General features: G+C 41.9%; 22 protein-coding genes. 5 read left to right on the forward strand and 17 right to left on the reverse strand.

The annotated features are described in order from the left end of the window. Nucleotides 1–40: 40 nt before the first annotated feature. Together pta and mgtE are read right to left on the reverse strand one after the other, a co-directional pair. A complete protein-coding gene (gene pta / locus RUMTOR_RS05665; RefSeq protein WP_004846207.1) occupies nucleotides 41–1,036 on the reverse strand; it encodes a phosphate acetyltransferase in 996 nt (331 codons plus the stop codon). Nucleotides 1,037–1,253: 217 nt separating this feature from the next. Next, nucleotides 1,254–2,606, reverse strand: coding sequence for a magnesium transporter (gene mgtE / locus RUMTOR_RS05670; protein WP_009242601.1), 1,353 nt, complete (start codon nucleotides 2,604–2,606; stop codon nucleotides 1,254–1,256). Between the two features lie 165 nt (nucleotides 2,607–2,771). Here mgtE and RUMTOR_RS05675 point away from each other — a divergent pair, with 165 nt between their 5' ends. Continuing rightward, nucleotides 2,772–4,067: a nucleotidyltransferase gene (locus tag RUMTOR_RS05675; RefSeq protein WP_009242600.1), complete on the forward strand. Its 1,296-nt coding sequence runs from the start codon at nucleotides 2,772–2,774 to the stop codon at nucleotides 4,065–4,067. A gap of 81 nt (nucleotides 4,068–4,148) precedes the next feature. Here the strand turns inward: RUMTOR_RS05675 and RUMTOR_RS05680 are convergent, their stop codons facing one another. The 12 genes from RUMTOR_RS05680 to RUMTOR_RS05735 form a co-directional block, all read right to left on the reverse strand. After that, nucleotides 4,149–5,345 (reverse strand): NADP-dependent isocitrate dehydrogenase, encoded by a 1,197-nt coding sequence (locus RUMTOR_RS05680; RefSeq protein ID WP_009242599.1) that lies wholly within the window; start codon nucleotides 5,343–5,345, stop codon nucleotides 4,149–4,151. A gap of 98 nt (nucleotides 5,346–5,443) precedes the next feature. Continuing rightward, nucleotides 5,444–6,100 (reverse strand): GntR family transcriptional regulator, encoded by a 657-nt coding sequence (locus tag RUMTOR_RS05685; protein WP_004846212.1) that lies wholly within the window; start codon nucleotides 6,098–6,100, stop codon nucleotides 5,444–5,446. Nucleotides 6,101–6,121: 21 nt separating this feature from the next. Continuing rightward, nucleotides 6,122–7,510, reverse strand: coding sequence for a 2-isopropylmalate synthase (locus tag RUMTOR_RS05690; RefSeq protein ID WP_004846213.1), 1,389 nt, complete (start codon nucleotides 7,508–7,510; stop codon nucleotides 6,122–6,124). 308 nt (nucleotides 7,511–7,818) lie between these two features. Beyond that, complete coding sequence (locus RUMTOR_RS05695) at nucleotides 7,819–8,982, reverse strand: phosphoglycerate dehydrogenase (RefSeq protein ID WP_004846214.1); 1,164 nt, start codon at nucleotides 8,980–8,982, stop codon at nucleotides 7,819–7,821. Between the two features lie 2 nt (nucleotides 8,983–8,984). After that, nucleotides 8,985–10,067 carry a 3-phosphoserine/phosphohydroxythreonine transaminase gene (serC, locus tag RUMTOR_RS05700; protein ID WP_009242596.1) on the reverse strand — a complete coding sequence of 361 codons (1,083 nt, stop codon included), beginning with the start codon at nucleotides 10,065–10,067 and terminating at the stop codon, nucleotides 8,985–8,987. Nucleotides 10,068–10,135: 68 nt separating this feature from the next. After that, the gene (ilvB, locus tag RUMTOR_RS05705) at nucleotides 10,136–11,821 is read right to left on the reverse strand and encodes a biosynthetic-type acetolactate synthase large subunit (RefSeq protein WP_004846216.1); all 1,686 of its coding nucleotides are present in this window, start codon (nucleotides 11,819–11,821) and stop codon (nucleotides 10,136–10,138) included. 57 nt (nucleotides 11,822–11,878) lie between these two features. Then, the gene (ilvD, locus tag RUMTOR_RS05710; RefSeq protein WP_004846218.1) at nucleotides 11,879–13,552 is read right to left on the reverse strand and encodes a dihydroxy-acid dehydratase; all 1,674 of its coding nucleotides are present in this window, start codon (nucleotides 13,550–13,552) and stop codon (nucleotides 11,879–11,881) included. A 24-nt stretch (nucleotides 13,553–13,576) separates the two neighbouring features. Next, entirely contained in the window at nucleotides 13,577–14,659 is a 1,083-nt protein-coding gene (gene leuB / locus RUMTOR_RS05715; protein WP_004846219.1) for a 3-isopropylmalate dehydrogenase, read from the reverse strand. A 209-nt stretch (nucleotides 14,660–14,868) separates the two neighbouring features. Then, entirely contained in the window at nucleotides 14,869–15,147 is a 279-nt protein-coding gene (gene yajC / locus RUMTOR_RS05720) for a preprotein translocase subunit YajC (protein ID WP_004846220.1), read from the reverse strand. A 130-nt stretch (nucleotides 15,148–15,277) separates the two neighbouring features. Then, entirely contained in the window at nucleotides 15,278–16,402 is a 1,125-nt protein-coding gene (tgt, locus tag RUMTOR_RS05725; protein WP_004846221.1) for a tRNA guanosine(34) transglycosylase Tgt, read from the reverse strand. Nucleotides 16,403–16,457: 55 nt separating this feature from the next. Further along, nucleotides 16,458–17,867, reverse strand: coding sequence for a L,D-transpeptidase family protein (locus tag RUMTOR_RS05730; RefSeq protein WP_004846222.1), 1,410 nt, complete (start codon nucleotides 17,865–17,867; stop codon nucleotides 16,458–16,460). Next, a complete protein-coding gene (locus tag RUMTOR_RS05735; RefSeq protein WP_004846223.1) occupies nucleotides 17,864–18,109 on the reverse strand; it encodes a hypothetical protein in 246 nt (81 codons plus the stop codon). Before RUMTOR_RS05735 ends, RUMTOR_RS05730 begins: the two co-directional genes overlap by 4 nt. 201 nt (nucleotides 18,110–18,310) lie before the next feature. On the opposite strand from RUMTOR_RS05735, the gene aroC reads away from it, so the two are divergent. Genes aroC through RUMTOR_RS05755 form a run of 4 tightly spaced genes read left to right on the forward strand, consistent with a single transcriptional unit; the run spans nucleotide 18,311 to nucleotide 23,188 of the window. Then, nucleotides 18,311–19,417, forward strand: coding sequence for a chorismate synthase (aroC, locus tag RUMTOR_RS05740; protein ID WP_004846224.1), 1,107 nt, complete (start codon nucleotides 18,311–18,313; stop codon nucleotides 19,415–19,417). A gap of 9 nt (nucleotides 19,418–19,426) precedes the next feature. Then, nucleotides 19,427–20,500 (forward strand): ABC transporter ATP-binding protein, encoded by a 1,074-nt coding sequence (locus RUMTOR_RS05745; RefSeq protein ID WP_004846225.1) that lies wholly within the window; start codon nucleotides 19,427–19,429, stop codon nucleotides 20,498–20,500. After that, on the forward strand, nucleotides 20,490–21,305 hold the full coding sequence (locus RUMTOR_RS05750) for an ABC transporter permease (protein ID WP_009242594.1): 816 nt from the start codon (nucleotides 20,490–20,492) through the stop codon (nucleotides 21,303–21,305). The genes RUMTOR_RS05745 and RUMTOR_RS05750 overlap by 11 nt, the downstream gene beginning before the upstream one ends. After that, nucleotides 21,302–23,188 carry an extracellular solute-binding protein gene (locus RUMTOR_RS05755; protein ID WP_009242593.1) on the forward strand — a complete coding sequence of 629 codons (1,887 nt, stop codon included), beginning with the start codon at nucleotides 21,302–21,304 and terminating at the stop codon, nucleotides 23,186–23,188. The genes RUMTOR_RS05750 and RUMTOR_RS05755 overlap by 4 nt, the downstream gene beginning before the upstream one ends. A gap of 8 nt (nucleotides 23,189–23,196) precedes the next feature. Here RUMTOR_RS05755 and RUMTOR_RS05760 read toward each other — a convergent pair whose 3' ends face one another. The 3 genes from RUMTOR_RS05760 to RUMTOR_RS05770 are packed head-to-tail and all read right to left on the reverse strand — an operon-like array spanning nucleotide 23,197 to nucleotide 26,403. Beyond that, complete coding sequence (locus RUMTOR_RS05760; protein WP_004846228.1) at nucleotides 23,197–24,867, reverse strand: nucleoside kinase; 1,671 nt, start codon at nucleotides 24,865–24,867, stop codon at nucleotides 23,197–23,199. 41 nt (nucleotides 24,868–24,908) lie between these two features. Then, nucleotides 24,909–25,691 (reverse strand): Nif3-like dinuclear metal center hexameric protein, encoded by a 783-nt coding sequence (locus RUMTOR_RS05765; RefSeq protein ID WP_004846229.1) that lies wholly within the window; start codon nucleotides 25,689–25,691, stop codon nucleotides 24,909–24,911. Then, a complete protein-coding gene (locus RUMTOR_RS05770; protein ID WP_004846230.1) occupies nucleotides 25,681–26,403 on the reverse strand; it encodes a tRNA (adenine(22)-N(1))-methyltransferase in 723 nt (240 codons plus the stop codon). The genes RUMTOR_RS05765 and RUMTOR_RS05770 overlap by 11 nt, the downstream gene beginning before the upstream one ends. Between the last annotated feature and the right edge of the window lie 35 nt (nucleotides 26,404–26,438).

Below are 26,438 nucleotides of genomic sequence, written 5' to 3' on the forward strand. Positions count from 1 at the left end.
TAAACAGAAAGTTTTACTGAAACTCTCTATGTACTCGATCTTACTCTGCCTGTGCCTGCACCGCCGTAATTGCAACAACACCCACAATATCTTCTGCGCTGCATCCGCGTGACAGATCGTTGACAGGAGCTGCGATTCCCTGTGTAAGCGGTCCGTATGCCTCTGCCTTTCCAAGTCTTTGTACAAGTTTATATCCGATATTGCCGGCATCAAGATCAGGGAAGATCAACACGTTCGCTTTACCTGCCACTTCACTGCCCGGAGCTTTCGATGCTCCGACTTCCGGAACGATAGCGGCGTCAAGCTGAAGCTCTCCGTCTAATTTTAATTCCGGCGCAAGTTCGTGCGCGATCTTTGTTGCTTCTACAACTTTATCGACATCTGCATGTTTTGCACTTCCTTTTGTAGAATGAGAAAGCATCGCTACAATCGGTTCTTTTCCTGTCAGCGTCTCGAAAGATTCTGCGGAAGAAAGTGCAATGTTTGCCAGTTTTTCCGGATCAGGGTTTTGCTCAAGTCCGGCATCTCCGAAGATGAACGTTCCGTCCGCTCCCATATCACAGTCAGGAACAACCATTAAAAAGAATGCAGATACAAGTTTTGTTCCCGGCTTTGTCTTCAAGATCTGAAGACACGGACGAAGTGTATCCGCCGTAGAATGACATGCTCCGGACACCATACCGTCGGCGTCTCCCATTTTCACCATCATAACGCCGTAGTACAGATAATTATTCAGGAGGAGCTCTCTTGCCTGCTCTTCTGTCATTCCTTTTTTCTGTCTTAATTCAACAAGCTTTGCAATATACTCTTCTGTTTTATCATTTTTAGCCGGATCAACGATCACAGCGCCTGTAATATCATATGCGCCTTTATTTTTCTCGATTTCTTCTTCGTTTCCTACGAGAATCAAATCTGCAATCCCTTCTCTTAAGACCGTCTGCGCAGCCTTATAAGTTCTTTCGTCCTCTGTCTCAGGAAGAACAATCACCTTTTTATCAGCTTTTGCTCTTGCCTTGATTTCATCGATAAATCCCATGATTTAAAAGCCACCTTTCATTTTTCACAATTATATTTTTATTATAACGCAAAGGGATTTTGTATACAAGGGGATTCCATGTGCATTTTTAAGTACAATTTTATACAATTTCTTTTCATCTTTGTATGATTGTTATAAAAATATCAATCTTTGGTTTCTTATGCCCTTTGTTATTTGTTTTCTCTTCCCTTTGTTCTTTTCTTCCGTTCTTTTACCCTCACAGCCTAAACATCGTTGTTACGATGTTAAAATAAACAAGGATTGTGCATGTATCAAGAATTGTTGTAATAAGCGGAGCCGCCATGATTGCCGGATCAAGTCCGATCTTCTTTGCCAGAAGAGGAAGGATACACCCGATACACTTTGCCATCATTACAACTGCGATCATTGTAATTCCAAGGGCAACTGCCAGCATAATGTTACGATCATACATAATACAGATTCTTACCCCGTTCACAAACGCAAGAAGAGTTCCGACAACAAGCGCCACTCTGATCTCTTTAAAGATAACTTTAAAAATATCCGAAAACTCAATTTCGCCGACCGCAAGACCTCGAATAATCAGAGTCGAGCTTTGAGATCCGCAGTTTCCTCCCGTTCCCATCAACATCGGAATAAATGTGATCAAGATCGGCATCGCAGCCATCGCCTGCTCATAATATCCCAGTATTTCGCCCGTGATCGTTGCCGAAAGCATCAGTAGCATCAACCACGGCGTACGGTTTTTCGCCTGTTGGAAAACGGATGTTTCAAAATAAGAATCTTCATTTGGACTGACACCGGCCATAATACTGATATCTTCTGTCGTTTCATCCTGCAATACAAGCATCGCATCATCTACTGTTACGATTCCGACAAGACAGTCTTCATGATCAATTACGGGAATTGCTACTAATCCGTATTTATTGATCATATTCGCCACATGCTCCTGATCATCCAGTGTGCGGGCGTAAAGCACGTTTTCATCCATGATCTCTTCTATCAGTCTCGACTCTCCTGCCGTAAGAAGATCCTTTACATCGACCATGCCGATCAATCTTCTTTTTTCCGTCACATAGCATGTATAAATCGTCTCTTTATTAATACCGACCTGACGAATCTTTAAAATAGCATCCGCAACCGTCATCTCTTTACGAAGGCTGATATACTCGATATTCATAATGCTGCCCGCACTGTCCTCCGGATACTGCAAAAGCGCATTTATCTTCTTTCTTGTCTCTTCATCCGTTGCCATCAAAAGACGATCCACTACATTTGCCGGCATTTCTTCTAATACGTCGACGGTGTCATCAACGTACATCTCTTCCATAACTTCTTCCAACTCCGAATCCGTCAGCGCATTGATCAAATCTTCTCTCATGTCGCTGTTCATATCCGTAAACACTTCCGCCGCTTCTTCTTTTGCCAGAAGACGGAAGATCAAAATACGTTGTTTTTTGTCCAATTCTTCCAATGCATCTACAATGTCTACCGGATGCACAGACTCCAGTTCTTCCTTTAATTTTTTAAAATCATGCTTTTCAAGCAGTTCGATCATCTGCTCTACGTCAAGTCTGTTTTCCTGATCCATGCCTAACTCCTCATCTTCCAAGATATCTTTTTGTAACAATTCAGCCATAATAGGCACGCAGTGCGGTTTTATGAACAACACGGACTGAACCGTTACATATTCCACTGTAAAAATTCATCTTTTTATAGTATAATATGGCAGAAAATGATATACAAGGAGTTTCTTATGAAAATTGTAGGACTTATTACAGAATATAATCCATTTCACAATGGACATCTCTACCATATCCAACAGGCAAAACGTACAACCGGTGCCGACGCTGTCATCGTTGTTATGAGCGGCGATTATGTCCAAAGAGGTGTTCCGGCTGTCATGCCAAAGCGTTTAAGAGCCGAATCCGCTCTGGAATGCGGTGCTTCCGCTGTATTTGAACTTCCTGTCTGCTATTCTACCGGAAGCGCAGAATTGTTTGCCGAAAGCGCTGTCGCTTTGTTGGACCAGCTTCAAATTGTAGACTCGCTTTGTTTCGGGAGTGAATGCGGAGATTTAGATGCTTTATCCGAAATTGCAGACCTTCTCTGTCAAGAGCCAAAAGATTACCGTTCTCTTTTAAAAAAACATTTAAGAAACGGACTTTCCTTTCCGTGTGCACGCAGAAAAGCTTTGAAAGAATATCTTCCGGAAAAAAACTTTGCGGCTCTTTTAGATGAACCTAATAATATTCTCGGAATCGAATACCTAAAAGCGATCAGAAAATTAAAAAGCACGATCAAACCATATACGATCCTCAGAAAAGGCGCCCGGTATCACGACCAAGAACTCAGTACAGAGAATTTAAGTTCTGCATCGGCGATCCGTTCTCTTCTTTCGTATTCAGGATCTTCTTTAAGAAAATATGACGATCTGCCAAAGGGAGCTTTTGACGACACCGCCCCTTTTAACATTTTCGGAGAATTGGAATCACAAGTGCCGCAGTGCTGCCTGAAACTTTTAAAAGATTGCCACAAAGTTTCTTACCCGATTTATCAAAACGACTTTTCTCTTATCCTGAAATACAAATTATTAAACAAATATCCCGAAAACCTGCTTCGATACATGGATGTCTCTGAAGAACTGGCAAACAGAATCTGTTCCCGGCTTAATTACTTTTTCAACTACAAACAGTTCTGTGACCTTCTAAAAACAAGAGAACTTACGCAGACACGGATCAACCGGGCACTCCTTCATATAATGCTCGGAATAAAGAAAACAGACGTAGAGGAATATATTGATGGCGGATATCATTTTTACGCCCGCCTTTTAGGCTTTCGGAAAGACCGGGAAAAACTGCTCACACGCATTTCAAAAGAAAGTTCACTGCCGCTTCTTATCCGGTTGTCTGAAACCGAAACCATCCCTCCTCTAGGCCGCAAAATGCTTCGCAATGACATGCTTGCATCTAATTTATACACTTCCGTCGTCACCGATAAGTTTAAAACAGCCTTCCAAAATGAATACAAGCAGAAGGTGATCAAAATTTAATTTCCGCCAGACAAAAACATGCCCGCAGCGGTCTTTTTCCACCACTGCGGACATGTTTTTATTTTTCTGTTATTTCAATCATTACAGTCTCTTTGCGATTGCTTTAATAAACTGCTCGCTGTTGAGTACCGTCGGATTTTCAAGCGTTGTGATCAATGCGAGATCTTTTGTCATCTCTCCCGCCTCGATCGTATCTATCGTTGCTTTTTCCAACTTATCCGCAAACTCCATCAATTCGGTATTGCCGTCAAGTTCTCCTCTTTTTCTAAGCGCACCTGTCCATGCAAAAATCGTTGCCACTGAGTTTGTCGATGTCTCTTCCCCTTTTAAATGCTTATAGTAGTGGCGCTGAACAGTTCCGTGAGCCGCTTCATATTCATAGTATCCTTCCGGTGAAACGAGAACAGATGTCATCATCGCCAACGAACCAAAGGCAGAAGACACCATATCACTCATCACATCTCCGTCGTAGTTTTTGCATGCCCAAATATATCCGCCTTCTGATTTCATTACACGGGCAACCGCATCATCGATAAGCGTGTAAAAATACTCAATGCCTGCTTCTTTGAACTTCTCATCAAACTCAGCGTCATAAATCTCTTGAAAAATATCTTTAAATGTATGATCATACTTTTTGGAAATCGTATCTTTTGTGGCAAACCAAAGATCCTGCTTTGTATCAAGAGCATAAGAAAAACAGCTTCTTGCAAAACTTTCGATCGAACGGTTGATATTATGCATTCCCTGCACAATACCCGGTCCGTCAAAATTATGTACAAGCTCTTTCGTCTCGCTTCCGTCCTCTGCTGTATATACAAGTTCAACTTTGCCGGCTCCCGGAATTTTCATCTCAGAACCTTTGTATACATCACCATATGCATGTCTTGCAATCGTAATCGGTTTCTTCCAATTCTTCACACACGGCTCGATTCCTTTCACCACGATCGGAGCACGAAATACCGTTCCGTCAAGAATCGCACGAATCGTACCGTTTGGACTTTTCCACATCTCTTTCAAATCATACTCATCCATGCGCGCTGCATTTGGAGTAATTGTAGCACATTTTACCGCAACCTTATATTTCTTGGTCGCCATTGCAGAATCAACCGTGACCTGATCGTCTGTCTCGTTTCTATGCTCTAATCCAAGATCATAATATTCTGTTTTTAGATCAATATACGGAATAAGAAGCTCGTCTTTGATCATTTTCCAAAGAATTCTTGTCATCTCATCTCCGTCCATCTCCACAAGCGGTGTCGTCATTTTGATTTTTCCCATTGTTATTTTCTCCTTTTTAATATATGAACTTTTTGCCCCCATCTATTCAACACATCTTCCGCTTATACAGCTTCCGATGTAGCTGTACTTTTTGCAATCTAATATCCCTGCTTTTTCAAATTTTGCATTACATGAATAATATGCTCATTAGCAAGCTGTTCTGCCATCTCTGCATCTCTGTCTTTGATCGCACGTAAAATCTGTCTGTGTTCACGTATCGACTTTCTGGCTCTTTCTTCTGATACGATCGATGATTTTCTGGCTCTTTGCACATAATTATGAAAATCCGTCAGAACATGTTTCAGCATTCTGCTTCCCGAAGCTTCATAGAGAACAGCGTGAAAACGACCATCCAACGCCGCAACCTGCTCCGTGCTGAAGCCGCTTTCCTTTTTCATTTGAAACTCTGAAAGAAGAAGCGATTCTTCCAACTGGTCAAGCTGCTCTTCTGTAATATGTTCTGCCGCCCAGCGGGCGCACAATCCTTCCAGCATCGAGCGGATCTTATAGATATCCCATATATCTTTATGAGATATACCCGATACATAAGCTCCTCTGTTCGGAATAATCGTCACAAGCCCTTCCAACTCAAGCTGACGAAGAGCCTCCCGTACAGGCGTCCGGCTCACTCCTAATTCTTTCCCTATCGCCGTTTCCCTAAGTTCGTCGTTTTCTTTATATGTTCCATTTAAAATATTATCCCTTATCTTCTGAAACACACGACTTCCAAGGGAATGATCCTGATATTCTTCCATCTGAAATCCTCCGACTATAATCTACAATACAACATGCAGTTCCCTACATACACTTTCTATTTTGGCAATTAATTCTTCATCTGTCAAGACCGTAACGCGTCCGTCCTCATACTGTTTATCAACCCATTCTTTCAGACGATGTACCAGTTCCGAATTTTTATCAACTTTCCGTTCTTCCAGAAGTTTAAAATACGCATTGATCCAATATGCGATCCCCGCTGTTCCGGATGTATTGGAAACCGACACCAGTGCGGGACGGTTTAAAAATTTATCCGTATCAAAAATATTGTATATTTCCTCATTTTTCAACATGCCGTCCGCGTGAATCCCCGCACGCGTCACATTAAAATTCTTACCTACGAAAGGCGTTCTTGAAGGTACAGTATATCCGATTTCTTTCTCATAATATTCTGCAAGCTCCGTGATCACAGTTGTATCCATACCATCCAAAGTTCCGCGAAGCTGCGCATACTCAAATACCATTGCCTCAAGGGGAGTATTTCCGGTTCTTTCCCCGATACCAAACAATGAACAGTTTACACCGCACGCCCCGTAAAGCCACGCTGTCGTTGAATTATTCACCGCTTTATAAAAATCATTATGTCCGTGGAATTCGATCAGTTCACTTGGAACACCGGCATGAGTCATTAAGCCATATATGATTCCCGGAATCGATCTTGGAATTACAGCTCCCGGAAAATTCACTCCGTATCCCATCGTATCACAAACACGGATTTTTACCGGTATTTTATATTCATCCATCAATTTCATTAATTCCATACAAAACGGAATCACAAATCCGTAAATATCCGATCTCGTAATATCTTCCAGATGACATCGCGGACGAACTCCCGTCTCCATACACTCACGAACTACAGTAAGATAATGTTCAAGGGCCTCTTTTCTCGTCATTTTCAACTTATAAAAAATATGATAATCCGAACAGCTTACAAGAATCCCCGTCTCTTTTAATCCGATCTCCTTCACAAGCTCAAAATCTTTTTTGCTTGCTCTGATCCAACTCGTAATCTCCGGAAATTCATACCCTTTTTCCAGGCAGCGATAGACAGCATCTCTGTCTTTTTTACTGTATAAAAAGAATTCGCTCTGCCGTACTTTTCCTTTCGGGCCGCCGAGTCTGTGCAAATATTCATAAATCGAAACAATCTGTTCAGTCGTATATGGAGCTCTCGACTGCTGACCATCTCTGAATGTTGTGTCTGTGATCCATATTTCATCCGGCATATTATGAGGTACAATCCTGTCATTAAATGCAATCTTCGGAATCTCATCATAATGAAACAAATTACGAAATACATTCGGTGTATCCACATCAACAAGGGGATACATATGTTCTTCTAATTCAAGCAAGTTCGTATGCTTATTCAAAAATACTTTTCTGTTTTCCATCAAATTTCCTCCTATGATTGCATCTTTTTATATGTATACACGTATATATGTATGCTATACATACTCTTGCACCTCGTGCTCAGATATATGTATTCTTGTATAATTGTATACAAATATACAAAATATGTCAATCCTTCATTAAAGTATTTTATTATACAAAAGTAACAATTCTGCCTGCGCTATTCACGAACCCTTACTGTATAGCCGGACTGTTACATACAAAAAGAGAGCGCAAACAGTTCTGTCATTCACACTCTCTTTCTCAACGATATCTAATTTATTTTACTCTCTTCACAGTAAGAGTTCACTTATCTGATCACTCTTACTTTCAACACGCCTTCTACCGCTGCTAACTGCGCTTCCACATCTTCTGAAACTGTTCCATCCACATCAAGCATCGTATATGCGTATTCTTTACGGCTTTTATTTGTCATAACTTCAATATTCATATTCTTTTCAGCCAAAAGAGCGGTGAACTGTCCGATCATATTCGGAATATTTTTATGAAGGATTGTAATTCTCTCTCCTTCTCCTTTCGCTCCCATATCGCAATCCGGGAAGTTTACAGAATGTGTGATATTTCCATTCTCGAGAAAATCTTTCACCTCTGCCGCAGCCATTTTAGCACAGTTATCTTCCGACTCCTCTGTAGATGCACCAAGATGCGGAATCACGATCGCGCCTCTGACACCGACTATCTCTTTTGTCGGGAAGTCCGTTACGTAGCAGCGCACTTTCTCCGATACAAGCGCGTCTACGATGTCTTCCTGATTCACAAGAACATCTCTGGCAAAATTCAAAATAACAACGCCTTTTTTCATAAGACTGATAGCGTCTTTGTTGATCATACCTTTTGTATCTTCCAATGCAGGCACATGAACTGTAATATAATCACACTCTTTATAAATTTCATCTGCTGTTTTCGCGTGATGAATATTGCGCGACAATCTCCATGCCGAATCAACAGAAACATATGGATCATATCCATAAACTTCCATTCCAAGATGAACGGCTGCATTTGCCACAAGAACACCTATCGCGCCAAGACCTATAACGCCAAGTTTTTTCCCTTCAAGTTCTGTTCCTGCGAATACTTTTTTCTTTTTCTCTGTGATCTTTGCAATATCGCCATCCTCTTCGTATTCCTGAACCCAGTTGATTCCTCCGATAATATCTCTTGCTGCCAAAAGCATTCCCGCAATCACAAGTTCTTTTACGCCGTTTGCGTTTGCTCCCGGCGTATTGAATACAACAACCCCTTCTTCGGCACAGCGTTCAAGCGGTATATTATTCACACCTGCGCCCGCACGGGCGATCACTTTCAAGTTTTTATCAAACTCCATCTCGTGCATCTTTGCGCTTCGCACAAGAATAGCGTCTGCTCCTTTTGCAGTCTCCACATTCACATAATTTTCATCCAGCTGATCAAGTCCTACTGCCGAAATTGGATTTAAGCAATGATATTTATACATGATTATGCATTCTCCTCTTCAAATTTTTTCATAAATTCCACCAGAGCCACAACGCCTTCATACGGCATCGCATTGTAAATACTTGCGCGCATTCCGCCGACTGATCTGTGTCCTTTTAAGTTCTCAAGTCCTGCTTCTTTCGCTTCTTTTACAAATTTAGCATCAAGATCTGCATCTCCTGTTACAAACGGAACATTCATAAGGGAACGATCTTTTTTGACAACTGTTCCTTTAAACATTTTACTCTGATCAAGGAAATCATAAAGCACTTTCGCCTTTTTCTCATTTTTCTCTTTGATCGCAGCAAGTCCCCCCTGTGCTTTCAGCCATTTAAACACTTTTCCGCAAATATAAATTCCATATGCCGGAGGTGTATTATAAAGCGATTTTGCATCAGCATGTGTCTTATATGTAAGCATTGTCGGCGTTCCTTCAAGCACATCTTCTGTAATGAGATCTTCACGGATAATCGCAATTACAACACCTGCAGGTCCTATATTTTTCTGAACTCCGCCATAGATCATTCCATATTTTTCTACATCAACCGGCTCTGAAAGGAAACAGGACGACACATCAGCGATCAATGTTTTTCCCTTTGTGTTCGGAAGTTCTTTAAACTTCGTTCCGTAAATCGTATTGTTTTCACAAATGTATACATAATCCGCATCTTCCGAAACAGGCAGGTCGGAACAATCCGGAATATATGAGAAAGTCTGATCTTCCGAAGACGCAATCCGATTTACCTTCCCGTATTTTTCTGCCTCTTTCGCCGCTTTTTTCGCCCACTGTCCTGTAATAATATAATCAGCCACTCTGTTCTTCATAAAATTCATCGGGATCATAGCAAATTGCTGAGACGCTCCTCCCTGCATGAACAACACCTTATAATTATCCGGTATATTCATCAGATCTCTCAAATCCTGTTCTGCCGAATTAATGATCTCCTCAAACGCTTTCGACCTGTGGCTCATCTCCATAACTGACATTCCTGTTCCGTTGTAATCAAGCATTTCTGCGGCAGCCTCTTTCAATACCTCTTCCGGCAGCACGGCCGGTCCTGCTGAAAAGTTATATACTCTGCTCATTTTCCTTCCTCCTGTTTTTATTTTTAATTTATTTGTTTTTATAATTACACATATGCCCATGCAGACTTTTACATGTCATCTTCGTCAAACGCTTCACTGATTGCGGCCCCGGGCGCTACCATAGGCCACACTTTATCATCACTGTCTATCTGGCAGTCAATCACAACCGGACGATTCAATGTCAGCGCTTTAGAGAACGCCTCCTTAAATTCTTCCTGCGACACAGCCCGCATTCCTTCTGCTCCCATAGCTTCTGCAAGTTTCACAAAATCAACTGCATCTCTGAGCACGGTAGCCGAATACCTCTCATCATAAAAGAGATCCTGCCATTGACGAACCATCCCAAGCACATGATTATTCACTACAACTTGTATAATCGGAATATTGTGCCGGACTGCAGTCGCAATCTCATTCATATTCATTCGGAAACATCCGTCTCCCGCAATATTTACTACGATTTTATCCGGACATCCTGTCTTTGCGCCAAGCGCCGCTCCAAGACCATATCCCATCGTTCCAAGTCCGCCTGACGTAAGAAGGGTTCTCGGTTTTGTATATTTATAATACTGTGCAGCCCACATCTGATGCTGTCCCACTTCCGTAACAATGAGCGCTTCACCGTTTGTCTGACGATAGATCTCTTCTACAAGAAACGGTCCCGATAATACATTCGGATGATATTTCAGAGGATATTTTTCTTTATACCCTTGTATTTTTTCAAGCCATTCTGCATGATTCTGCTGTTTTAAACGCTTATTAAGCGTCTTTAAAACATCTTTTAGATCGCCGATGATTTCTTCCGTAATCAAAACGTTTTTATTAATTTCAACCGGATCGATATCTAACTGTATAATTTTTGCATTTTTTGCAAATTTTTCTGTATTCCCCGTCACACGATCACTGAACCTTGCCCCCATAACAACCAAGAGGTCACATTCACTTACTCCGAAATTGGACGCTTTCGTTCCATGCATGCCAAGCATACCTGTATACCGCGGATCTGTTCCCGGAAAAGCGCCTTTGCCCATAAGAGAATCCGTAACCGGAGCATCCAGCTTGTCAACAAACTCTTTTAATTCTTGACTCGCCCCTGAAAGAACCGCTCCGCCTCCGACGAAAACAAACGGTTTTTCTGCTTCTTCCAACATAGAAATCACCCGGTCAAACCGTTGTTCATCCATCCTCGGAGTTTTTCTCGAGGAATCTTCCTTTGTGCATTTTCCCAATTCTTCCGGAATATATTCCGTTACTTTAGCCGTAATATCTTTCGGTATATCGACAAGCACCGGCCCGGGACGTCCTGTCTTTGCAATCCGAAATGCCTTACGGATAGTATCCGCCAATTTTGTCACATCTTTTACAATAAAACTATATTTCGTAATCGGCATTGTAATTCCCGCTATATCTATTTCCTGAAAACTGTCTTTTCCAAGAAGTGATACCCCTACATTGCAGGTGATTGCCACAATAGGAATTGAATCCATATATGCCGTTGCAATTCCGGTAACAAGATTCGTCGCCCCCGGTCCGCTCGTAGCAAGGCAGACGCCGACTTTTCCCGTTGCTCTCGCATATCCGTCAGCCGCATGAGAAGCCCCTTGTTCATGGGAGGTAAGGATGTGCCTGATTTCATCCCGATGTTTGTACAATTCATCATATACATTGAGAATCGCACCGCCCGGATAGCCGAAAACCGTGTCTACTCCTTGTTCTTTCAAACATTCTATTACAATTTCTGCTCCATTTAACTGCATGCCATAACTCCTTTAAACATCCTGTATCTCTTATCCGCACAGCCTGTAACCGCGCTCTTATTTTTCTTTCGGTATTTCCAGAATCGCACCTCTGTTTCCGGATGTGACCATAGACGCATATCTTGCCAGATATCCGGTCTTTACTTTCGGTTCTCTCGGCTGCCATTTTTCTCTTCTCTTCTTCAGTTCTTCTTCTGAAACTGCCAGATTCAAAGATAAATTCGGAATATCAATCTGTATAATGTCTCCCTCTTCTACAAGAGCGATCGGTCCTCCCACCGCCGCTTCCGGAGAAACATGACCGATAGATGCGCCTCTTGACGCGCCGCTGAAACGTCCGTCTGTAATAAGCGCTACTTCCGAGCCGAGTCCGTATCCTGCAATCGCCGAAGTCGGATTGAGCATCTCCCGCATTCCCGGACCGCCTTTCGGTCCTTCATAACGGATCACGATCACATCCCCCGGATTGATCTTTCCTGTTTTGATTGCTTCCGTTGCCTCTTCATCACTTTCAAAAATACGGGCAGGACCTTCATGTACAAGCATCTCATCGCAGACAGCAGATCGTTTTACAACGCTTCCGTCAGGTGCAAGATTTCCTTTTAACACAGCCAATCCACCTGTTTCACTGTATGGATGATCGATCGGACGAATTACATCGGGATTTTTATTTTCGCATCCCGCAATGTTCTCCCCAACTGTCTTGCCGGTTACTGTCAGACAATCTGTATGAAGAAGTCCTTTTTTATTCAGCTCATTCATAACCGCATAGACTCCGCCTGCCTCATTAAGGTCTTCGATATATGTATGGCCTGCCGGAGCAAGATGACAAAGGTTCGGCGTCTTCTCACTGATTCCGTTCGCAAAATCAATCTCAAAATCCATTCCTATCTCATGTGCGATTGCCGGAAGATGAAGCATACTGTTTGTCGAACATCCAAGAGCCATATCGACTGTAAGAGCGTTCAAAATCGCATCTTCCGTCATAATATCTCTAGGTCGGATATTGTTTCTCACAAGCTCCATAATCTGCATTCCCGCATGTTTTGCAAGCTGAAGTCTCGCAGAATATACCGCGGGAATCGTTCCGTTTCCACGAAGTCCCATTCCCAATGCTTCTGTCAGACAATTCATGCTATTGGCTGTATACATTCCGGAACACGAACCGCACGTCGGACATGCTTTATTTTCAAATTCATAAATTTCTTCATCGTTCATTTTGCCTGCCGCATAAGATCCGACCGCTTCAAACATGCTTGACAAACTTGTCTTTTGCCCTTTTACATGTCCTGCAAGCATCGGTCCTCCGCTCACAAAGATCGTAGGTATATTGACACGCGCAGCAGCCATAAGAAGTCCCGGCACATTTTTATCACAGTTCGGAATCATAACAAGACCGTCAAACTGATGTGCCATTGCAAGCGCCTCTGTTGAATCTGCGATAAGATCTCTCGTAACAAGAGAATATTTCATGCCGATATGTCCCATCGCAATACCGTCGCAAACAGCAATAGCCGGAACCATAATCGGTGTTCCTCCTGCCATTGCAACTCCCATTTTTACCGCTTCTGTAATTTTATCAAGATTCATATGCCCGGGAACAATCTCATTATAAGAGCTTACAACTCCGATCAGCGGTCTGTCTAACTCCTCCTGCGTCATTCCAAGCGCATTAAATAAAGAACGGTGCGGCGCCTGCTGCACCCCTTTTTTCACTGTATCGCTTCTCATTATCCTATGCCTCTCTTTCACGTTTTATATATAAGAACAGATTCGTTCTCCCATCTCTTTTGTTCCGATCTGCGTCATTCCTTCTGACATAATATCAATCGTCCGGTATCCTTCCTCGAGTACTTTCTCTACCGCCGCCTCAATCGCATCTGCTTCTTGATCGAGATCAAACGAATATCTAAGCATCATCGCCGCCGATAAAATTGTAGCAATCGGATTTGCGATTCCTTTTCCCGCAATGTCGGGAGCCGAACCTCCGCTCGGTTCGTAAAGGCCGAACTTTGTATCGTTTAAACTTGCGCTTGCAAGCATTCCGATTGAGCCGGTCACCATACTCGCCTCATCAGATAAAATGTCACCAAACATATTTTCCGTTAATATTACATCAAATTGTGCCGGATCCTTCACAAGCTGCATAGCCGCATTATCCACTAACATATGTTCAAGCGTTACTTCCGGATATTCTTTCGCAACTTCTTCAACAATTTTTCTCCATAATCTTGAAGAATCCAATACATTCGCCTTATCAACGCTTGTCACTTTTTTCCGACGTTTCATCGCAATGTCAAATCCGCGCTTCGCAATTCGCCTTATCTCCGTTTCACTATATGTAAGCTCATCTCTTGCAACGAGAACTCCGTCTTCTTCTTCCGTACTTCTTTTTCCGAAATAGAGTCCGCCTGTCAGCTCCCGCATGATCATCATATCAAAACCTTGTTCTGCAATCTCCTCTTTGAGCGGGCAGGCTCCTTTTAATTCACTGTAAAGAACTGCCGGGCGCAGATTTGCAAAAAGGTTTAACCCCTTTCTAAGCTGTAAAAGCCCCGCCTCCGGACGTTTAGACGGTTCCAGACGATACCATGGCGATGTCTTTGCATCTCCTCCTATCGATCCCATCAATACGGCATCACTTTTTTTCGCCTGTTCCAATGTTTCTTCCGTAAGAGGCACTCCGTTTACATCAATGGATGCTCCTCCCATCAAAAGCTGAGTATATTCTATCTGATGCCCGTAAACTTCTGCCGTTTTATCGAGCACTTTCATCGCCTCATCTACAATCTCCGGACCGATTCCGTCGCCTTTGATCACACCGATGTTCATATCCATAATTTCCCGTCCCTCCAAACTAAAATGTTACTGTTTATAATACAGCATTTTTATACACGTTTCAAGTATTTGCGTCTAAAAATTAGAGTGTACTCTGTGATTTTTTCAAATTCACGCGCTAAAGTGATGAATTTGAAAAAATCAGGGAGAATTTTGAAAATATTTCAAAATTCTCCCTGATCTCATAATGCAAAATAATTGACTTAAAATCAATCTGCATTCGGTTTTTCAATCTGAGCAATCGCAGCTTTCTGCATCGGAATACGACAGTTTTTATTATTTCCGAACTCTACAATCACATCTTCATCTGTAATATCAATGATGACTCCGTAAAAACCGCTTGTCGTCAGAGCTGTGTCTCCGACCTCCATAGAAGCCAGCATCTGCTGGATACGTTTCTGTTCTTTTTTCTGTGGACGCATAAGCAAAAACCACATTACACCGATAACTACAAGCCAAAGAACAAGCATTGTTACCATTTCACCCATGATTATAATTTCCTCCTAACTTTCCTAACGCAATAAGACTACTATACACAACTTTCTTCCATACTTCAAGGATATTTTTCAAAATACTGAAGTAACTTGAAATAAACATAATTTTGAGAAGCTTATCCGGTTATTGCATCATACCTTCCAGTTTTCTCTTTTTATAAGCCTTATACTCTCCCGCTTCAATCGCTTCTCTGATTTCTTCCATCATCGTATTATAAAAATACAGGTTATGAAGAACGCAAAGACGCATCCCGAGCATTTCTTTTGCTTTTAACAGGTGACGGATATATGCTCTGCTATAACTTCTGCATGCCGGACATCCGCATCCTTCTTCGATTGGACGGTCATCTAACTCATACTTTGCATTGAATAAGTTCATTTTTCCATGATTTGTATAAACATGCCCGTGCCGCCCGTTTCTGCTCGGGTATACGCAGTCAAAAAAGTCCACTCCTCTGTCTACCGCCTCCAAAATATTCGCCGGAGTTCCCACTCCCATCAAATAGGTCGGCTTATTTTCAGGAAGATGAGGAACAACCGCCTCCAGAATACGGTACATATCTTCATGACTCTCTCCTACTGCAAGACCGCCTACCGCATAACCGTCCAAATCAAGCTCCGCGATCTGTCGTGCGTGCTCCACGCGGATATCTTCATAGATTCCGCCTTGATTAATACCAAAAAGCATCTGGTTATGATTAATCGTATCTTCCAAAGAATTCAGCCTGTTCATTTCCGCTTTACATCGTTTCAGCCATCTTGTCGTTCTCGCCACCGAATGGACCATATACTCTCTGTCCGCTACGCTTGAGGGACATTCGTCAAACGCCATCGCGATCGTAGACGCAAGATTAGACTGAATCTGCATACTTTCTTCCGGACCCATAAAGATTTTACGTCCGTCTATATGAGAGTGAAAATGAACTCCTTCTTCTTTAATCTTGCGCAATGATGCAAGTGAAAACACTTGAAATCCGCCTGAGTCCGTGAGAATCGGCTTATCCCAATTCATAAAGCGATGCAGACCGCCCATTTTTTTCACGATTTCATCCCCCGGTCTGACATGAAGGTGATATGTATTTGACAGTTCAACCTGCGTTTTAATCTGACGGAGATCATCTGTTGATACGGCTCCCTTAATTGCCGCCGCCGTTCCTACGTTCATAAAAACCGGCGTCTCGATCGTTCCGTGTACCGTATGGAACCTCCCTCTTTTTGCCATACCGTCTTTTTTTAGCAATTCGTACATGTATATAACCTCTGATTTTCTGTTTTTCAATAAATTCTAAGTCTTATCATTTACATTAATAATGAAGAACAACCGGCGTTCCCGCGCTAAGCATATTAAATAAAGCTCCCGCCTGATCTACCGGCATATTAACACAGCCGTGAGAACCATATGACTGATATCTCGAACCGCCGAATGCTGTCTGCCAGTCTGCATCATGAAAGCCATGTCCTTGATAAGTAAACGGCATCCAGTAGCGGACATACGTTTCGTAAATCGGTTTCCCTGTTTCCGGATCTTTTTCACCGATTAATTTTGAATCCGGTTCTGTATAAAGAATCGAATATACACCTGCCGGAGTCGCATGCTTCGCATCGGGAAGGCCTGTAACAACATCTGTCTCCAGTGCGATCGCCCCGTTTACAATATACCACATATGCTGTGCGGAAAGGTCCACCTCAAGGTACGTCGTTCCCCAGTCTTGTGCCGCATGAGATGCCGCTGTCTTTTCATATGCAGGTTCTCTTGTCACAACTTCTCCGTTTTTAATACTTGCGATCAAATTCTGCGTTTCTGCCTCTTCGTCGATCGACCAGCCGTAAGTACCTCCTGATACTTCCACTGTCTTTCCTGTCGGAGAAGTGATCGTTCTCGTTGTTCCGACTGTATCATAAGTTTTTCCGAAATCTCTCATCCATGCCCGGACAGCTTCTTCATTGAATGTTACATTCATATCAGCATCCGCCGAAACCCATGTCGAAATAAGAGCTTTGTCTACAACTACATTTTCTTTCATCGGATAGGTAATACTTGCCTGACAATATTTATTCATATCGTCACACGCTTTTTGAACTTCTTTTGATTCCGTTGTATATTTAGGTACTTTATAGCATTTTTCATTCAGAAGATTTAATTCCGGTTCAAAATTGGTAATATACTCTTTGATCTTTTTAGTCAAAATTTCCATATCTACCGCACTTCCATACACTTCCGGCTCTACTTTGAATGATTCACCGTCAAATTTAGGATATGCAGATACCGGTTCCGTCTGCTCTGCTTTCACTGCCTGAATCGACCCGATTGCTTTACTCAGTGCATCCTCATTATAATCAACGTTGATCGTCACTTCTGCGCTGGATTTTGAAAAAAGCGCTCGTATCCACAGAAGAGGATTCTGATTTTTCAATGCGTCTTTTACACTATCATCTTTTTTATACGTCATTGAAATTGCCTCTCCATTAATCTCGTCCGTCTTATTATCAGCTTCTATAATCTTCAAAGAATACCCTTCCACTTGGTCTTTCATATATGCTACGACATCCGATTCTGTTTTCCCCGAAAAGTCTTTTCCGTTAATTGTTGTATTAATATAGAAATGACTGATAAAAAACGCCGAAATACCAAGGTATATCACGAGCAGTCCGCCTATGATGCTTCCTCCAATGATCCACGCTTTTTTACTCCGCTTTCCTTTATTTTCTTTCATCTTTTTCTGCCGACGTCTTTTTCCCCTTCTTCGGAGCACTTTCTTTTTTTCTTTTCTCCCTCTTCATCTTCATCTTCATACAGCTCATCGTCATCAATATCATCATCGTCAAAGCTGTCGTCCGCGCTGAAGTTGTCACTCTCCGAAAAATCTTCCTCATCTTCAAATTCTTCAAACACTTCTTCATCTAAAAGCCGTACGTCTTCTTGCCGGCGTAAGGATTTATTTTTCTTTTCACTCATCCGTTAATCATCTCTCTCCCTTTTTCAATATCACGGCAACATTATATTACGATTGTAAAAAAAAGTACAGTATATTGTTTTATTTTAAGAAAAATTAAGACCTTGCTTGTAACTGCTCCTTTCTTCCTATATAATGACTTTTGTAATTCTGCTTTTCGACAGAACTTTACATATAACAGAATTTTGAAAGGAGATCATTTTATGAGTGGCTCAACTTTTGGTAAAATATTTCGCATCACGACTTGGGGAGAATCTCACGGATCCGGCATCGGCGTCGTGATCGACGGATGCCCTTCCGGAATTTCTCTAAATGAAGAAGATATTCAGATATTTCTTGACCGCCGAAAACCCGGTCAGAGTAAATTTACAACGAGACGCAGCGAGGAAGATACTGTCGAGATTCTCTCGGGAATCTTTGAAGGCAAAACGACCGGAACACCGATTTCTCTTCTCGTACGTAATAAAGACCAACGTTCCCGAGATTATGGAAACATTGTTTCTATGTTTCGTCCGGGGCATGCGGATTATCCTTTTACGGAAAAATACGGCATCCGCGATTACAGAGGAGGCGGGCGTTCTTCCGGTCGGGAAACAATCGGCCGTGTCGCAGCAGGCGCGATTGCCTCTAAAATCTTAAACGAACTCGGAATTTCTCTTTGTGCTTACACGAAGGCAATCGGTCCTTACGTAATAAATGAAACAGAATATAACTACTCCGAGATCAGCCAGAACAGTCTTTATATGCCAAACAACAATATCGCCGAGCAGGCTGGACAGTACATTACTTCTTTAATGAAAGAAACTAATTCCTGCGGCGGAGTTATCGAATGTATTGCAGACGGACTGCCTGTCGGCTTAGGAGAACCGGTCTTTGACAAGCTGGACGCGCTTCTCGCACAAGCTGTCATGTCGATCGGCGCTGTTAAAGGCGTAGAAATCGGAGATGGGTTTCAGGCAGCCTCTTCTGTCGGCTCAAAAAATAACGATCCTTTCTATGTTGAAAATGGAGAAGTACATAAGAAGACAAATCATTCCGGAGGTACGCTTGGAGGCATGAGCGACGGCTCCCGACTGATCGTCCGGGCAGCAGTAAAACCGACATCCTCTATCGCAATACCGCAGGAGACGATAAATACAGCGCATGAGAATACCGAAATCGTCATCCACGGAAGACACGACCCTGTAATCGTTCCCCGCGCAGTCGTTGTTGTAGAAGCTATGACCGCGATCACGCTTACCGATCTTCTTCTGCAGAATATGACAGCGAAGATGGATCATTTAAAACAAATCTATACAAAAGAAATTTAGGAGGCCGCTATGTCTAACCGATTGATCGATATTGTCGATATTACAAAATCTTATGGGGATTCTGTCATTTTAGACCAACTGAATCTTTATATACGGGAAAACGAATTTTTGACTTTGCTCGGACCAAGTGGGTGCGGGAAAACAACACTGCTGAGAATTTTAGGTGGTTTTGAAACACCTGATTCCGGAAAGATCATTTTTGATGGAAAAAATATTAATGACATTCCGCCAAACCGCCGGCAGCTAAACACCGTTTTCCAAAAATATGCTCTTTTTTCCCACATGACAATCGCTGACAACATTGCGTTCGGCTTAAAGATCAAAGGGAAATCAAAAGCTTACATTAAAGATAAAATCCGCTATGCTTTAAAACTTGTCAATTTGGAAGGTTTTGAAGACCGGTCACCGGACTCATTAAGCGGCGGACAACAACAGCGTATAGCCATTGCGCGGGCGATCGTAAATGAACCCAAAGTGCTCCTTTTAGACGAACCGCTCGGAGCTCTTGATCTGAAGCTTCGCCAAGATATGCAGTACGAACTGATCCGTCTGAAAAACGAACTCGGCATCACCTTTGTTTACGTTACTCACGATCAGGAAGAAGCGCTTACAATGTCTGATACGATCGTTGTTATGAATCAAGGCTATATCCAACAGATCGGTACGCCGGAGGACATTTACAATGAACCGCAAAATGCTTTTGTCGCAGATTTTATCGGTGACAGTAATATTCTGCCTGCTACGATGGTAGAAGATAAAGTCGTAAAGATACTCGGAGCTGTCTGGAACTGTGTAGACGTCGGATTTGGTCATAATAAACCGGTAGATGCTGTAATCCGACCTGAGGACATTGATCTTGTTGCTCCTGGAGAAGGAGTTATCAACGGAGTTGTCACAAATCTGATCTTCAAAGGGGTTCACTATGAAATGGAAGTTCTCGCAAACAATTATGAGCTTCTTGTTCATAGCACCGATATGTTCCCGGTTGGAACAGAAGTCGGAGTAAAAGTCGATCCTTTTGATATCCAGATCATGAAAAAACCGGAATCCGAAGATGAGGAGGCTGTTCCGATTGAAGAATAGAAAAATACTCGCAGGTCCATATTTATTCTGGGCAATGTCTTTTATCATTATTCCTCTGCTCATGATCTTGTACTATGGACTCACAGACAAAAACGGGAGTTTTACTCTGAATAATCTTTCCCAGATGACAACTCCCGAAAATTTAAAAGCGCTCGGACTGGCTCTTTTACTGTCGTTTATCAGCACTTTAATCTGCTTAGTCCTCGCCTATCCACTGGCTATGATTCTTGCCGAGAAAAATATGAATCAGACAAGTTTTATCGTACTGATATTCATTCTTCCGATGTGGATGAATTTTCTTCTTCGGACATTAGCGTGGCAGACACTTTTGGAAAAAAACGGAGTCATTAACAGCATACTTAATTTCCTCCATCTTCCGGAGCAGTCGATCATCAATACTCCATCTGCCATTGTTCTCGGAATGGTATACAATTTTCTTCCTTTTATGGTACTTCCGATCTACAATGTGCTGTCTAAGATTGATAAAGATGTTATCCACGCTGCCAGAGATCTCGGTGCGAACACTGCGCAGACATTTTTTAAGATCATAATGCCGCTTAGTATTCCCGGAATCATCAGCGGCATCACAATGGTATTTGTACCGTCTCTTACGACATTTGTAATATCTGATCTTCTCGGAGGAAGCAAGATCCTTCTGATCGGAAATGTTATAGAGCAGGAATTTAAACAAGGAAGCAACTGGAATGTCGGTTCCGGGCTTTCTCTTGTTTTGATGTTGTTCATCATTGCAAGCATGGCTCTGATTGCCAAATACGATAAAAACGGGGAGGGAAATACATTTTGATCAAATCAACCGCAAAAAAAATCTACCTTTTCCTGATCTTTGTATTGTTATACGCTCCCATTATCACTTTGATGGTTCTTTCTTTTAACAATACAAAAACACGTTCCAAATGGAACGGTTTTACAGGAAAATGGTATTTACAGCTTTTTCAAAACAAAGACATCATGAATGCGCTTTATACAACACTTATCATCGCCTTTCTTTCCGCTCTGATCGCAACTTTGATCGGAACTGCCGCCGCCCTCGGCATCCAGGCAATGCGTACAAAAGCACGTACATTACTTCTCGGAGTCACAAATATTCCGATGCTCAACGCCGATATTGTAACAGGAATTTCTCTCATGCTCCTTTTCATTGCATGTCGGTTTACACTTGGATTTTCCACAATATTGCTAGCACATATTACATTTAATATCCCCTATGTTATCCTAAGTGTCATGCCTAAATTAAAACAGACGAGCAAACGCACTTATGAAGCGGCGCTTGACCTCGGCGCATCTCCTTCTTATGCGTTCAGAAAGGTCGTTCTGCCGGATATCATGCCCGGAATTTTTTCAGGATTTCTGCTGGCATTTACTATGTCGCTGGATGATTTTGTAATCACCCACTTCACAAAAGGACCCGGAATAGATACACTGTCTACAAAAATATACAGTGAAGTCAGAAAGGGAATCAAACCGGAAATGTACGCACTGTCCACAATCATGTTTCTGACGGTTCTCATTCTGCTTTTTCTTGTCAATATGACCCCAGACGATCCGAAGGTCAAAAAAGCTGCCGTTCATGCGCCTGCCGGAAAATTCCGCAAATTCAGCAGATTTTTCTTTCATCGTTTCGCTCCTGCCGCAATCATGCTTGTCATCGTTATCGGCGGGTTCGTATATGGTTCTTCCTCCGGAAATATGTCCGGCGAAAAAGTCATTGTATACAACTGGGGAGACTATATTGATCCTGAAATTATTACGATGTTTGAAGACGAGACCGGAATCGACGTTGTATATGAAGAATATGAAACAAATGAAATCATGTACCCGAAAGTGCAGTCCGGCGCGATTGCTTATGACGTCGTCTGTCCTTCTGACTATATGGTGCAAAGAATGATCGAAAACGATCTGCTTGCCGAGATTAATTATGAAAATGTACCGAATTTAAAATATATTGATGATATTTATATGGAAATGTCAAAACAATATGACCCGGAAAACAAATACTCCGTTCCGTATCTTTGGGGAACGGTCGGAATACTTTATAACAAGAAAATGGTGGACGAACCTGTAGACAGCTGGAATATTTTATGGGATGAAAAGTATACGGACAGCATCCTCATGCAAGACAGTGTAAGAGACGCTTTTGCCGTTGCTTTAAAATCACTCGGATATTCTTTGAACTCAACAGATCTTGATGAATTAGAAGCCGCCAAAAAGCTTCTCATCAAACAAAAACCTCTTGTTCAGGCCTATGTCATCGATCAGGTTCGGGATAAAATGATCGGAAACGAAGCTGCACTCGGCGTTATTTATTCGGGAGAAGCACTTTATTGCCAAAAGGAAAATCCCGATCTGGAGTATGTGATTCCGAAAGAGGGATCGAACTTGTGGATTGACGCTCTCGTCATTCCGAAAAATGCACAAAACAAAAAGAACGCAGAGGCGTTTATCAACTACCTCTGCCGTCCTGATATTGCAAAAATGAATTTTGATTATATTACATATTCTATTCCCAACTCAGCAGGAAGAGAACTGATTGAAGACGAATCAATGCGCGAAAGCAACATTGCATTCCCCGATATCTCCCAACTTAAAAATTGCGAGACGTTTAATTTCCTCGGAGACGAAAACGAAATCATCTATAATCAACTGTGGCGGGAAATAAAATCAAAATGATCCGCCATCTATAAACGGAAGCATCCACCGCCGACAAACTCTCTTAACAGAGAGTTTGTCGGTATAAATTCACTTCCAATCCCAACAAAGTAATCAAAAAACTTAAGAAGCCTTTTTGCTTCAATAAATTCTTTTGAATCTTTATCCACCGCAAAAAGAAGCGGTTCCACATATTGCTTCAGCACTGCCAGTTCATAGATCAAAGAAGAATTAAACATCACATCCGCTTCTTCCTGAAACGGAAATATGTTTTTTTCCTCTCCTCTTCTTACTGAAGCCCACATAGAAATCGTCTTCGATGCAGAAGCGCCGCGTGTGCGGGAATCTCTTACAATCCTCCTGATCAACCTTCCGTCTGTCGTAGGGATCCGATTATGTTCATCGATGTTCAACTGAGTCAATGCGCTGATATAAATCTTAAATTTGTTCGCATCTGCCATTGTCTCTGTCAATTTTGGATTCAAACAATGGATTCCTTCTATTACAAGAATATCCTGTGAACCAAGTTTTTTCGGTTTAGATTCATACTTTCTCTTACCGCTTTTAAAGTCAAAAATGGGAAGATACACTTCCTCTCCTTTTAAAAGAGCCCTCATATCTTCATTAAATTTGGGAATGTCGATTGCTTCCAAACACTCAAAATCATAATTTCCATCTGAATCTTTCGGAGTATGTTCCCGATCGACAAAATAATTATCTACCGCAATCGGATGAGGTTTTAATCCATTCACCCTAAGCTGAATGGACAACCTATGTGAAAATGTCGTTTTTCCGGAAGATGATGGCCCTGCGATCAAAACAAACCGAACATCTTTCCGGTCTGCAATCTGTCTGGCAATCTCGCCTATTCTCCGTTCCTGATAAGCTTCCTGCACAAGCACAACTTCCCGCATATCTCCTTTTGTTACCATCTCATTAAGCGCTCCGACTGTTTCTATGTCCTGACAATCTCCCCATAAAACAGACTCTTTCAATACATGAAATAATTTAGGACTTGGTCTAAATTCGGGAATCTTTTCCGGCTGTTCTTTCACCGGCATCTGAATGACAAAGCCTTCATCATACAAATGAAGAGAAAAATATTTCAGATATCCGGTATCAGGAACCATATATCCGTAATAATAATCTTCAAACTCATTAATACTATATATGTTTACTTTTGAAACCCTCCGGTATTCAAATAATTTTTCCTTATCATACATTCCATGTCTGTGAAATAATTCGATCGCATCATCTGTATGAATTGTCTTCTTTTTAATCGGAATTTTTTCATCTGAGAGCCAACGCATCCGCTTCGCCACATCCGCAAGGAACTGCTCTGTAATTTTTATATCTCCGTCAACTGTGCAATAATATCCTTTATCCACCGAAAAATGAATTCTGACGCGTTCGATCTTATCATGTCCTGCCACATCATGAACCGCTTTTACAAGAAGAAAGCACAAACTTCTTTTATAAGTTTCATGTCCGATTGCATCTGCTGTCGTAATAAACTTCAATTCACAGTCTTTCTCAACTGTTTTTCTTAGTTCCTGCAGTCTGTTTTCTCCTTCCACTGCAAGAACGGCAGGATGAGAAAAACTACCGCAGAACTCTTTTGCAACAGCTTGATATGTTGTTCCTTCCTCAAATTCTTTTGTCTCGTTACCTACTGTAATATTATACTTTTTTTTCTCCATTTTCCGGAACACACTCCTTTTACCCAAATAAAGTCCACCTTTTAAAGCACTTGGAATGGATGAACTATCGGAATCGACATCACATCCAATACCGGAAGTTTTTCATGTAAAAAGCATTTCATATCGTCTATGAATATATACTCTGTTCCATAATGTCCCGCATCAATGACCGCCAACCCCTGTTCAACCGCATCAATACCGTCATGATGACCTATGTCGCCTGTCACAAGCACATCTGCTCCTTTTTTTATCGCCGGCATTATCGCCGACTTTCCCGCCCCGGGAGAAACAGCAAGACAATGTACATTTTTTTTCATATCTCCATACACTTTCACACTTCCCAATTTCAATTTATGCTTCACATAGAGACAACATTCTTCCAATGTCATTTCCCGCTCAAGCATTCCGATTCTTCCGATTCCTTCTTCTGCTCCGTCTTTTTCCATTGTCACATCAAGCACATATGTTTTCTCAATACCAAGAATATCTTCTGCCAGCTTCGCCATGCCAAGCACATCATAATTTGTGTGCATTGCATAATAAGAAATGTCATTTTGAAGCAGCTTTACAACACGGCGTCCTATAAAATCTTCATCTGTCACTCTCTTCATTGGGGAAAATATAAGAGGATGATGCGTAATAAGCATATCTGTTCCTAATGCAATCGCCTTATCGATCACCTCTTCTGTCGCATCGAGCGCCAGATAAACCTTACTTACTTCTTTTTCCAGCCGCCCTGCCAAAAGTCCCACATTATCAAAATCAAGCGCCGCTTCTTTCGGATAAGACGCCTCTATCACTTGAATGATCTCTTTACAAAGCATAGTATTCCATCCCTTTCTCTGCAATATTTAATTCTTCTTCCAATTGCCGCTTTCTCACTTGTATCTTCTGAGAATCTTTCTTTTCAATCGACTTTAATATATCTGTTCTGATACGAATCTCCCGTTCCAAATAACGCTTTAACACCGGATGACGCTTTTCAAGAAGAAGCTTTCCATATTGAAGCTGTACGTCATTCCACATTTCCGATTTTATTCCGTCTTTCTTTCCGCTCTTCTTTGGAGGCCGGACTTTCATCATCGGATAGTATTTTCCGTCCTCTTCAACCATGTCTTCCTCTATAAAGAAAAAACCCTCCTGCAAAAGAAAGGCTCTTACTTTATCCGGTTCAGACTGCGGCTGAAGAATACACTCTTTTAAGCATGAAACTACATCATGCCCTTCCTCCAAAATACGAATCACAAGATTTCCACCCATCCCCGCAATTACTGCAGACTGCACCTCTTGTACTTTCAATGCAGAAAATCCATCTGAGAGACGTGTTTCTATCTGTTCTTCCATTTTATACGCACAAATATTTTCCTGCGCTTTTCTAAGCGGTCCTTTATTGACATCCATTGCTACCGCATAATCTGTTTTTCCTGTCTCTGTCAGAAAAATCGGTATGTACGCATGATCCGTTCCGATATCGGCCACTTGATATCCGGCAGTTACAAGATCTGCAACTGCACGGAGTCTTTTTGATAATTCCATCTGTATCCTCTTTTCTCGGTTACACTGTTTGCCGG

Origin of the sequence: [Ruminococcus] torques ATCC 27756 (assembly GCF_000153925.1) — a bacterium.
In the GTDB taxonomy this organism is placed as follows: Bacteria; Bacillota; Clostridia; order Lachnospirales; family Lachnospiraceae; genus Mediterraneibacter; species Mediterraneibacter torques.